Source organism: Amycolatopsis sp. NPDC051071, assembly GCF_040682875.1.
Classification (GTDB): Bacteria; Actinomycetota; Actinomycetes; order Mycobacteriales; family Pseudonocardiaceae; genus Amycolatopsis.
On the sequence record NZ_JBFBBY010000212.1, the window covers coordinates 1 to 11,352 of the forward strand.

At 66.7% G+C, this 11,352-nt stretch carries 9 protein-coding genes and 1 pseudogene; 4 read left to right on the forward strand and 6 right to left on the reverse strand.

The genetic code is table 11. The annotated features are described in order from the left end of the window. Positions 1–129: 129 nt before the first annotated feature. The 4 genes from AB0M65_RS37140 to AB0M65_RS37155 are packed head-to-tail and all read right to left on the reverse strand — an operon-like array spanning position 130 to position 4,214. Positions 130–945 carry a carbohydrate ABC transporter permease gene (locus tag AB0M65_RS37140; protein WP_364038948.1) on the reverse strand — a complete coding sequence of 272 codons (816 nt, stop codon included), beginning with the start codon at positions 943–945 and terminating at the stop codon, positions 130–132. Beyond that, complete coding sequence (locus AB0M65_RS37145) at positions 942–1,877, reverse strand: sugar ABC transporter permease (RefSeq protein WP_364038951.1); 936 nt, start codon at positions 1,875–1,877, stop codon at positions 942–944. The genes AB0M65_RS37140 and AB0M65_RS37145 overlap by 4 nt, the downstream gene beginning before the upstream one ends. Next, entirely contained in the window at positions 1,877–3,217 is a 1,341-nt protein-coding gene (locus AB0M65_RS37150) for a sugar ABC transporter substrate-binding protein (protein ID WP_364038954.1), read from the reverse strand. The genes AB0M65_RS37145 and AB0M65_RS37150 overlap by 1 nt, the downstream gene beginning before the upstream one ends. Continuing rightward, on the reverse strand, positions 3,210–4,214 hold the full coding sequence (locus tag AB0M65_RS37155; protein WP_364038957.1) for a zinc-dependent alcohol dehydrogenase family protein: 1,005 nt from the start codon (positions 4,212–4,214) through the stop codon (positions 3,210–3,212). Before AB0M65_RS37155 ends, AB0M65_RS37150 begins: the two co-directional genes overlap by 8 nt. 129 nt (positions 4,215–4,343) lie before the next feature. Between AB0M65_RS37155 and AB0M65_RS37160 the strand changes: the two genes are divergently transcribed. Next, positions 4,344–5,324, forward strand: coding sequence for a sugar-binding domain-containing protein (locus AB0M65_RS37160; RefSeq protein ID WP_364038960.1), 981 nt, complete (start codon positions 4,344–4,346; stop codon positions 5,322–5,324). A gap of 193 nt (positions 5,325–5,517) precedes the next feature. Here AB0M65_RS37160 and AB0M65_RS37165 read toward each other — a convergent pair whose 3' ends face one another. Further along, positions 5,518–5,877 carry a helix-turn-helix domain-containing protein gene (locus AB0M65_RS37165; RefSeq protein WP_364038963.1) on the reverse strand — a complete coding sequence of 120 codons (360 nt, stop codon included), beginning with the start codon at positions 5,875–5,877 and terminating at the stop codon, positions 5,518–5,520. Between the two features lie 73 nt (positions 5,878–5,950). On the opposite strand from AB0M65_RS37165, the pseudogene AB0M65_RS37170 reads away from it, so the two are divergent. Both AB0M65_RS37170 and AB0M65_RS37175 read left to right on the forward strand, forming a co-directional pair. Next, positions 5,951–6,550 (forward strand): annotated as a pseudogene (locus tag AB0M65_RS37170) (NAD(P)-binding domain-containing protein); the annotation flags it as partial. Between the two features lie 54 nt (positions 6,551–6,604). After that, the gene (locus AB0M65_RS37175) at positions 6,605–7,300 is read left to right on the forward strand and encodes a hypothetical protein (protein ID WP_364038966.1); all 696 of its coding nucleotides are present in this window, start codon (positions 6,605–6,607) and stop codon (positions 7,298–7,300) included. A 64-nt stretch (positions 7,301–7,364) separates the two neighbouring features. Here AB0M65_RS37175 and AB0M65_RS37180 read toward each other — a convergent pair whose 3' ends face one another. Continuing rightward, complete coding sequence (locus tag AB0M65_RS37180; RefSeq protein WP_364038969.1) at positions 7,365–9,869, reverse strand: DUF3516 domain-containing protein; 2,505 nt, start codon at positions 9,867–9,869, stop codon at positions 7,365–7,367. 153 nt (positions 9,870–10,022) lie between these two features. Here AB0M65_RS37180 and AB0M65_RS37185 point away from each other — a divergent pair, with 153 nt between their 5' ends. After that, positions 10,023–11,273: a primosomal protein gene (locus AB0M65_RS37185; protein WP_364038972.1), complete on the forward strand. Its 1,251-nt coding sequence runs from the start codon at positions 10,023–10,025 to the stop codon at positions 11,271–11,273. Positions 11,274–11,352: the final 79 nt, after the last annotated feature.

An 11,352-nucleotide genomic window follows, 5' to 3' on the forward strand; every position in this document is an offset into this window, starting at 1 on the left:
GGTCGAGTGCGATGTTCCTGCTGCACGTGGGCTCCGGCTGCGCGGTCAGCCTGGTGAGCCTGCTCGTCCCGGTGAAGGACCCCTTCCCTCGGCTGAGCCGAGGGAAGGGGGCCTTCACGCGCCGCCGTGTTACTTGACCGCGCCCATCGAGAGGCCGCGGACGAGGTGGTTCTGCGCGATCCAGCCGACGATCATCACCGGCAGCGACGCGAGCAGGGCGGCCGCGGACAGCTGCGCCCAGTAGAGCCCCTCGCTGGTGATGAACCCGACCAGGAACACCGGCACGGTCCCGGCGCGCGCGGCGGTGAGGTTGACCGAGTAGAAGAACTCGGTCCACGAGAAGATCACGCAGATCAGCGCGGTCGCGGCCACCCCTGGCGCGACCACCGGCATGATGATCTTCCGCAGCAGGATCGGCAACGTCGCCCCGTCGATCCGGGCGGCCTCGATCATCTCGTGCGGCACCTCCAGGAAGAACGACCGCATCATCCAGATGGCCAGCGGCAGGTTCATCGAGGTGTACAGGATGATCAGCGCCCAGACGTTGTCCAGCAGCTGGGTGTTCTGCGAGATCACGTACAGCGGGATGATCGCCGCCACGATCGGCAGCATCTTCGTCGACAGGAAGAACCCGAGCGCGTTGCTCGTCCCCTTCACCGGCGCCAGCGACAACGCGTACGCCGCCGGGATTCCCAGCAGCAGCACGAAAAGCGTCGAGACGACGGTGACGAACGCCGAGTTCGACAGGTACGGGAGGAACCCGCGGTCGAGGACACCGGCGAACTGGTCCAGCGTCGGGGAGAAGAACAGCCGCGGCGGATCGGTGTAAGCGTCGGCCTCCTGTTTGAAGGCTGTGAGGATCATCCACAGCAGCGGGAACACGAACAGGATCGCGATCACCCAGGTCACGGCCGTCAGCGCGGCCGGGCCGAACCGGCGGTTCATTTCGCCCCTCCCTGTACGGAGAACGCACGGAACATCAGTCGCAGGGCGAAGGTCGCGACGATCATCGTCAGGATCACGACGATCACGCCCATCGCCGACGACTGCCCGATGTCGAAACCTTGGAACGCCCGCTGATAGATGTAGAAGGGCAGGTTCGTGCTGGCCGTACCAGGCCCGCCTTGGGTCATCAGGAAGATCGCGTCGAAGCTGTTCACGATGTAGATGGCGCCCAGCAGTGTCGCCAGCTGCAGGAACCGGCTCAGATGCGGCAGGGTGATCAAGGTGAACGTCCGCCAGCGGCCCGCCCCGTCGACCGACGCGGCCTCCAGCACGTCCTTGGGCTGGCTCTGCAGCCCGGCCAGGATCAGCAGCATCATGAACGGCGTCCACTGCCAGACGACCTGTGCCATCACCGAGGCGAGCGGGAACTCCGAAAGCCAGTCGACGTCCGTGCCGAACACGAAATGCAGCAACCCGTAGGTCGGGTCGAACATCGTCGTCTTCCACAGCAACGCGCCCGCCGCGGGCAGGATCAGGAACGGCGTGATCAGCAGGGTCCGGACGACACCGCGGCCGAGGAACTTGCGGTCCAGCAGGATCGCGAGTCCCAGTCCGAGCAGGAGCGAGAAGAACACGCAGACGACCGTGAGGACGACGGTGTTCAGCAACGCCCCGAGGAACGTCGAGTCGGCGAAGACGTCGATGTAGTTCCGCAGCCCGACGAAATGCCGCGAACCCGGCCGGACCAGGTTCCACGACTGGAACGAGTAGATCACCGTCAGCACGAACGGCAACTGCGTGACGGCGACGACGAACAACAACGCGGGCAGCAGCGGAAGCCGTCGTCTGAACGGCGTGTCGGTGCCGCGTTTCGGAGCCGCTTTCTTGGCGTGGGCGGGTTCGGTGCGGGCAGGAGCGGAGAGCGCAGACATCACCGCACCTCCTGATACGACTTGCCGACGGTCCGCGCGTACTCCTGTGACTGTTTCAAGGCTTCGTCCACGGTGACCTGGCCCGCGATCGCCGCGGAAAGCTGCTGGCTCACGCGAGTGCCGAGATCCTGGAACTCCGGGATGCCGACGAACTGGATTCCGGGGTAGGGCACCGGATTCACCATCGCCTTCTGCTGGTTGGCGTCCGCGATCCCGTCCAGGGTGGGTTGTGCGTAGGCCTTGGCCGCCTCACGGTACTGGGGGATGTCGTAGGTCGACTTCCGCACGCCCGGCGGGACGCGGTTCCAGTCGCCGAACCGCTGGGCGACCCGCCGCACGTAGGCCTTGTCGGTCATCCAGGACATGAACTTCCAGGCGAGGTCCTTGTCCTTGGCGACCTTCGGGATCCCCAATGCCCAGGTGTAGAGCCAGCCGCTGGCCCGCGTCTTCTCCACCGGCGCCGGTGCGTACCCGGATTTGCCGACGACCTTGCTGCCGGCCGGGTCTTCGTTCGTACCCGCCATGACCGTGGCGTCGTACCACATCGCGGCCTGGCCCTGCGTATACCGCGTGCCGCATTCGGAGAAGCCCGCGCTGGACGCGCCGACCTCGCCGTGGTTCCGCACCAGGTTCACGTAGAACTCGGCGGCCGCCTTGAATTCGGGGCTGGTCAGTTTGGCGTTCCAGTCCTTGTCGAACCACTGCGCGCCGAAGGTGTTGGCGACGGTGGTGAACGGAGCCAGGCTCTCGCCCCAGCCTGGCTTGCCGCGAAGGCAGATGCCGGACAGGCCCTTGCCCTTGTCGTCGAGCTTCGCCGCGAACTCGGCGATCTGGGACCACGTCGGTTTGGCGGGCATCGTGAGCCCTGCCTGCTCGAAGAGGTCCTTCCGGTAGGCCAGGAACGACGATTCGCCGTAGAACGGCACCGCGTAGAGCGATCCGTTGTGCGACAAGGATTCCTTGATACTCGGGATGAAGTCGGCCGCATCGTACGAGGGGTCCGCCGCGATATGCGGGTCGAGGTTTTCGAGCCAGCCGTTCGCGCCCCACTGCGGAGCTTCGTAGTTGCTGATCATGACGACGTCGAACTCGCCGCCTTCGGTGGCCGTCGACGCGGTGATCTTCGCGCGTGCCTGGTTTTCGGGCAGCGAGACGAACTTGAGGGTGACGCCGGGGTTCGCCTTCTCGAACTCGCCGGAAAGCTCGATGGCGTCCTTCATCTGCGGGTTCGCGACGATCGCGACGACGAGCGTCCGGTCCCCGGCCCCGATCGCACCCGCACCGGCACATCCGGTGAGGGTCAGCAGAAGTACCGCGAACAGAGCGGCCGCTTTACGCACTTTCGCCTCCCGGTAAGACCTGCACTTTCAGGCCGGCGCCACTGCGCATGAGGGCGAGCGCGTCGGGGTACTGCTCCAGCGGAAGTGTGTCGGTGAGGAGCGCGCCGGTGTCGATGGCGCCGTCGGCCACGAGGTCGAGTGCGGCGCCGAAGCTGTTCATGACGGCCATCGAGCCGACGACGGTGATCTCGTCGTTGTAGATCCGGAATGGCGAAAGCGCGACGCGTGCTTCGGCGGGCGCGACTCCGAAGACCAGCAGACGACCTCCGCGCTGAAGCGAATCGAAGGCGGCCTCGATGGCGGGTGCGGCGCCAGTGCAGTCCGCGGCGGCGTCGAACTTCTCGTCGTCCAGTTCCTTCACGTCACTCGCGACGGCGACGGCGCCAAGGTCCTTCGCCCGGCCGAGACGCGAGGTGTTGCGATCGACCATCGTGACGTGCGCACCCGCCCGCTGCAGCAACTGCTGCATGATCAGGCCCATCGTGCCCGCGCCGACGACGAGGAATCGCTCCCCCGCCTCGACGCCGATCCGGCGTACCCCGTGCACCGCGCAGGAGACCGGCTCGACGAGCGCGCCCTGCTCCCAGGTCATCGTGTCCGGCATCCGGTAGCAGTTCGCGGAGGGAACGGCGACGTACTCGGCGAAAGCGCCGTTCACGGTGTCCCCGGTCGCGTTCCAGTTCTCGCAGAGGTTGCCGCGGCCGGACCGGCAAGGCTTGCAGTAGCCGCAGAACAGCGACGGGTCGACGGCGACGCGGTCGCCCACTTGCCACCCACCCGGCACGTCGGCGCCGAGTTCGACGATCTCGCCGGCGAATTCGTGGCCGGGGACGATCGGGTAGGGCGTCGGCGGGAAATGCCCGTCGGCGATGTGGAGATCGGTCCCGCAGATCCCGCAGGCACCGACCTTGACGACGACCTGGCGATCCCCCGGTTTCGGATCGGGTACCTCGCCGACCCTGATCTCACCGGGCCGGTCCACGATCGCGGCACGCATGCCAGCTCCTCTTCTCTCCGCTCAAACGAGCGGGCCAGGCTTATGCTTCAGACTGCATGTTCTGGCATGGTGAACTTTTCCCTGGTGCTACGTCAACCTTTCGCTAAGATTTCGAGCTATACTGCTCAGATGAGCGGGAAGAAGCAGGATCCCGGCTTGGTGGAGTCGCTACGCCTGGCCGCGGCGGCCCGGCGGTTCTACGAACAGGGCGCCTCGAAACTCGAGATCGCCGACGAGTTCGGGATCAGCCGGTTCAAGGTCGCCAGAATGCTGGACACGGCCAGGGAAAGCGGCATCGTCAAGGTCGAATTCCACCTGCCGGCCCCGGTCGATCTCACCCTTTCCGAAGAGCTCCGCGCGGCGCACCGGCTGGACCGGGTCCTCGTGCTCGAACGAGTGCCGGAGCCGGAGCCGAGGGAACTGGCCCGGCGGAAGATCGGCGCTCTCGCGGCCCGCCTCCTGACCGAGATCATCACTCCGAGCGACGTCCTCGGCTTGTCTTGGGCACGGTCCGTGAACGCGATGACCGAGGCGATCCACTCATTGCCGAAATGCCCGGTCGTGCAACTGTGCGGGGTCCAGGCGGGAATGGACATGCGTGACCGTTCGGTGGAGACGGTCAGCCGGGTCGCCTCCGTCTCCGGTGGCCAGGCGTACCCGATCTTCGGCCCGCTCGTGCTGCCCGATCGCCGCACCACCGAGACACTGCGAAGGCAGCCTGGGATCGCGGAGACCTTCAGCCAGTTCAAGAACCTGACCAAGGCCGTCGTCAGCATCGGCGCGTGGAAGCCCGAAGAATCGACGGTTTTCGACGCCCTCGACGAGACGGAACGAACTTCGATAGCGAAACGGGGCGCGAAAGCGGAGGTTTCCGCGCGCCTGTTCGACGCCGACGGGACGCCGATGTCCACCGGGCTGGCCCACCACGTGCTGGCCATAAGCGCCGAAGAGCTGCTCGCCGTTCCCGAGGTGATCGCGCTCGGCTACACGGAACCGAAGGCCGAGGCCATCGACGCCGTCCTGCGCTCCGGCATGGTGTCGACGTTGATCACCGACGCCGCCGCGGCCATCCCCCTGCTCAACCTGGCCGAGGCCCGGCCACCCACCTGACCACCCTCGCGAGATCCGCCCCCAAGCACGCAAGACCGCTCTCCAAGCACGCGTGATCGCTCTCCAAGCACGCGAGATCCGCCTTCAAGCACGCGAGATCGCTCTCCAAGCACGCGTGATCGCTCTCCAAGCACGCGAGATCCGCCTTCAAGCACGCAAGATCGACCTTCAAGCACGCGTGATCGGCCTTTAGTCACGCGAGATCGCACAACCGGGTCGCCTTGTCCTGCGCGGCCATCACTTCGTCACCATGACGAAAGGCCCACCCCCCGAAGGCCTCGATAGGCTCCAGCAGGCTGACACCGAGGTCCGTCAGCGAATACTCGACCTTCGCCGTCCGGCCGCAGTCGCGTCTGGCGACCAGACCGTTGAACTCCAGCCGCCGGACCGTCTCCGTGAGCACCTTCGTGCTGATCCCGCCGAGCCTGCGCCGCAGTTCAGCGGGCCGGAGCGCACCATCCCGCAGCGCCCACAGGACGACGGGGTTCCACGTGTTCGCCATCAGGTCGAAGGCCAGCCGGGCACGGCAATCGGCGAGGAAGACGTCGTTCATGGAACCTCCGGTAACCACTTGGTACCCGCGTGGCTTTCTACGGTCGTAGCGGTAACTCGATCATAGGGAGCAGCACATGCGTATCGGGATTTTCGGCGCGGGTGGGATGGCGGAGGCGCTCGGCGGGCAGTGGGCCAAGGCCGGGCACGAGGTGATGGTCGCCGCACGCGATCGGGTCAAGGCCGCCGGGATCTCCGCGCGAGTGGGGACCTGGGACGAAACCGCCCGTGCGAGTGACGTGATCCTGCTCGCCGTCCCCGCCGCGTCGGTGACGGAAGTCGTTGCCGCGGCGGGGAATCTCGCGGGAAAGGTCTTGATCGACTGCACCAACGCGGTCGGCCCCGGCGCTGTCCTGACGGTGCCCGATCAGGCGGCTCGGATCGCCGTGGCCGCACGAGACGCTCACGTGGTCAAGGCGTTCAATCTGTGCCATGTGGACGTCTGGCGGATGACTCCCCCGGTGTTCGGCGGCCGCCCGCTCGCGGTCCCGCTCTGCGGTGATCCGGAGGCCGTCGCTCGCGTGAGCGGGCTCGTCCGCGACATCGGTTGCGTGCCACTGGACGCCGGCGGACTCGATCGGGCGTCGCTGATGGAGGCGACCATGGCGTTCATGGTCGGGCTGTGGTTCGGCGGCCATGACGCGCAGGCCTGCTTCCCGCCCCTTCCTGCTTGATTTCAGGGTCGTCCCGGATGTGCCGGGCAGGGTGCTCACGCGACCCTGTGCGGCATGGGGACCAAGACCTGGCGGCAGCTGACGGTGTGGCTGCACGTCATCAGTTCGGTGGGCTGGATGGGACAGGCATTGGCGCTGTTCACCCTCCTGGCGATCAGCCACGGCAGTGAGGACAACGCCGTCCGTGTCGCCGCGACGTCGATGGCACACGAAATCGACTCGCTCCTGCTGGCGCCGCTCGCGAACGCGTCGGCGTTCACCGGGTTCATGCTCGCGGCCGCGACCGCCTGGGGATTCACCCGTCATTGGTGGGTGCTCGCGAAGTTCGTGATCACGCTCGTCCAGCTGCACGCCGGGATCTTCCTTCTCTCCGGCGCACTGCGGGACTCCGTGGCCGCGGCGCGGGCCGGGATTCCCGAACCCGCGTCGACGACACTGATCGCCGGTACCGGCCTGATGGCGAGTGCCATCGCTTTCCAGGCCTGGCTCTCGGTGGCGAAACCGTGGGGCAAGGCGCGGACAGGTGCGAAGCCGCCGACCGCGCCGAGGTGGGTGTTCGTCGCCGCGGTCGCGGCTCCGCTCGCCGACATCACCGTTGGCCTGCTCGTCGGCTACCCGCTGCCCGCGCTCTCGCTGATCGTGCTCGGGGTGCGGCTTACGTCGCGGCGGCGGGAACTTCGGCCCCAGGCCGTGGCTGAATCGGCGCCGCGCGTGTCAGGAAAGGGTCTTTCAGGACAAGATTCGTCCTGAAAGACCCTTTCCTGACATCCACGCCGTCACAGTTCCGGCCCGGCAGGCAAGACCCGAAAGCGGGTCACGGCCGGTCCACCGCGGTGACCCGGATGACAGCGGCCCCTGCCTCATCCGACGCCGCCAGGTCGACCTCGGCGCTGATGCCCCAGTCGTGGTCGCCCGCGGGGTCGTCGAAGATTTGCCGGACCCGCCAGAGCTCCTTCTCCATCTCGATGATCAGCAGCTGCGGCCCCCGTGCGTCCGGTCCGATGCCGAGGGTTTCGTGCTCGTCGAAGTAGTCCTCGATGGCGTCTTCCCACGCGTCGGCGTCCCAGCCCGAGGCCGCGTCCAGTTCGCCGAGTGTCCCGAAGGCACGGCGTGACGCCAGCTCCACCCGGCGGAACAACTCGTTCCGCACGAGCACCCGGAAGGCCCGCTCGTTCCGCGTGACCGCGGGCGGCTCGGACGGCGGCCGGTGCGAAACCGGGCCCTCCTCTTCGGGATGCCGCAACGCTTCCCATTCGTCCAGCAGGCTGGAGTCGACCTGGCGCACCAGTTCACCCAGCCATTCGATGAGGTCCTGCAACCCCTCGGTCTTGGCCTCGTCGGGGACCGTATGCCGGAGCGAGTCGTAGGTGTCGGTGAGATACCGCAGCACCAGCCCTTCCGAGCGGGCGAGCTGGTAGAAACCGATGTACTCCACGAAGTTCATCGCCCGCTCGTACATGTCGCGCACGACGGACTTCGGCTTGAGCTCGTAGTCGTCGACCCACGGATGCCCTTGCCGGTAGCGGGAATACGCCGCCTCCAGCAGTTCCTCCAGCGGCTTCGGGTACGTGACATTTTCGAGCAGTTCCATCCGCTCGTCGTACTCGATGCCCTCCGCCTTCATCGACTGGACGGCCTCGCCGCGTGCCTTGAACTGCTGCTGCGAAAGCACCGGACGCGGATTGTCCACAGTGGATTCCACAATGGACACGACATCGAGGGGATAGGACGGCGAATCGACGTCGAGCAGTTCGATCGCGGCGAGCGCGAACGGCGAAAGCGGCTGGTTCAGCGCGAAATCGAACTGCAGGTCCACGGTGAGCCGGACAATCCTGCCCTGCTCGTCGGGTTCGTCGAGCCGTTCCACGACACCCGCCGCGAGCAGCGCGCGGTAGATCGCGATCGCACGCAGGATCAGTTTCCGCTGAGCGGGACGGTCCGAATGGTTGTCCTCCAGCAGATGCCGCATCGAGTCGAACGCGTTGCCGGGGCGTGAAACGACGTTCAGCAGCATCGAGTGGCTGACCTGGAAACTCGACGTCAGCGGTTCCGGGTCGGCCGCGATCAGCCGGTCGAAAGTGCTCTCCGTCCAGTTGACGAACCCCTCGGGTGCCTTCTTGCGGACGATCTTCTTTTTCTTCTTGGGATCGTCGCCTGCCCTCTCCAGCGCCTTGGCGTTTTCGACGACGTGGTCCGGCGCCTGCACGACGACGTACCCGTCGGTGTCGTATCCCGCCCGGCCCGCGCGGCCGGCGATCTGATGGAACTCGCGTGCCTTCAGATGCCGTTGCCGCACCCCGTCGTACTTCGTCAGCGCGGAGAAGACCACTGTCCGGATAGGTACGTTGATGCCGACGCCGAGGGTGTCGGTCCCGCAGATCACCTTCAGCAGCCCGGCCTGCGCGAGCTGCTCGACGAGGCGCCGGTACTTCGGCAGCATGCCGGCGTGATGCACGCCGATGCCGTGGCGGACCAGCCGCGACAACGTCTTCCCGAACCCGGCGGCGAAGCGGAAGTCGCCGAGTGTCTCGGCGATGGCCTCCTTCTCCGCCTTGCTGGTGACGTTGATGCTCATCAGCGTCTGCGCGCGCTCGATCGCCGCCGCCTGCGAGAAGTGCACGACGTAGACCGGCGACTGACCTCCGTTGAGCAGCTCGGACATCGTCTCGTGCAACGGCGTCAGCGCGTAGCGGAAGGTGAGCGGCACCGGCCGCTGCGCCGAGGTGACCACCGCGGTCGGGCGGCCGGTCCGGCGGGTGAGGTCCTTCTCGAAGAAGGAGACGTCGCCCAGCGTCGCCGACATCAGCACGAACTGCGCGTTCGGCAGTTCCAGCAGCGGCACCTGCCACGCCCAGCCGCGGTCCGGCTCGGCGTAGAAGTGGAACTCGTCGGCCACGACCTGGCCGACCGGCGCGTCGGCACCGAGGCGCAGGGCCATGTTCGCCAGGATCTCCGCCGTGCAGCAGATGATCGGCGCGTCGGCGTTCACCGCCGAATCGCCGGTCATCATGCCGACGTTCTCCGCGCCGAAGATCTCGATGAGCTGGAAGAACTTCTCCGAGACCAGCGCTTTGATCGGCGCCGTGTAGTAGCTGCGGCGGCCGTGCGCCAGCGCGGTGAAGTGCGCGCCGACGGCGACTAGGCTCTTCCCGGACCCCGTCGGCGTCGACAGGATCACGTTCGCGCCGGAGACCACTTCGATGATGGCCTCCTCCTGCGCGGGGTACAGCTCTAGCCCGCGCTCGGCCGTCCACGTGGAGAAGGCTTCGAACAGCGAGTCGGGGTCGGGATCCGCAGGCAGGAGGTCTGTAAGAGTCATCAGAGGACCTATCGTGCCATCCGTTGGTCGCATCTTGCCGAGGGGTGATCGCGCCCTCCGCCGGAAACCCGTAGGCTTCGCGTTACCGCGCACTCACCGGGCATGCTTCATCCGGCCGCGCGCACACAGGCGGTAATTTGAGAGGGCTTAGGAATGGCACAGGACATCATCCCGATCGAACTCGGCCTGCCACAGGGTGACGTGGTCACTCTCTGGGCGCCGCGCTGGCGGGAAGACGGTGAGGAATGGGAAGCCTTCCTCGGCGACGAAGACGACCTGTACGCCTTCCCCGACGCGGCGCATCTCGCCGCGTTCGTGCGGACCTCCGAGCAGCACGACCTGCTCGACCACCCGGCGTGGGAGCTCGTGCCGGCACTGAACGTGCCCGAGCTGATCCCGGACGACGACCACACCTACGACCTGGTCGGCGTGCCCGAGCTGGTCGCCGAAAAGCCGGACCAGTGGACGCTGGGCGAACTGGCCGAGATCATCGGCATCGTGCGTTCGCTCGCGGACGTGTGCGAACTCGAAGACGTCCACGAGGTCCTCGACGCGCACGAGAGCTTCTCGCTGCTGGACCAGGGCACACTGCCCTTCTCCGGCCGCGACGGCGAGCGCCTGTGGGCGGACCTGTCGCAGGCGGTCTCCGAAAAGTGGGACATCGTGCTCGACGCGATCGACGGTCTGGTGACCGCTCCCGACGTCGACGACAAGGTGCTCGAGCAGACAGCCGAGGAACTCGCGACGTTCCTCTCGGAGTCGGCGGAGGCCGAAGCGGCCGCCGCGGACGAGGACCTCGAAGACGTCGACGTGGATGATGACGACGAAGACGAAGACGACGAGCCCGTCGGTTTCTGGGGCGAGGTCGGCATCGACCCGATCAAGATCATCACCTCCGGCGCCGAGTACTACACGCTGCGCTGCTACCTCGACGACAAGCCGGTCTTCCTCGGCAGCGAAGGCGAGATCGACGTCTTCAGCTCCGAAAAGGCGCTGATCCGCGCGATCGCGGACGGCAAGGAGCTGGGCGACAACGACCTCGCCCAAGTGTCCACTTGGGACGAGGTGACCACGAAGGCCACCGCGGGTGAACTCGAGATCGACGTCGACGCCGAGAACACCTACGTGCTCAACGGCATCGCCGACGACATCGCCGAGGGCCCCGAGTCGATCGACCCGACCCAGCTGGAGCTGGCGGTCGAGCTGATCACCGACGCCGCCGAGTGGGCCGAGGACGACAGCGTCGAAACCGCGCTCGCCGCCAACGAAAGCCTCGGCTGGCTGGTGTCGTTCGTGCTGCGGCCGGACCCCACGCGCCTCGAGCCGAGCGCTCCGTTCGACGCCGAGCAGTCCGAGTGGCGCAAGCTCGTCGAGACCTTCGAGAACCGCCTCACGGTCGTCTGATCCGCCAAGAGTGCGCTAAGTACCTACGGCTGGTCCCAAGTACATGAAGGCCCCCTTCCTTGCGCCTAGCGCAAGGAAG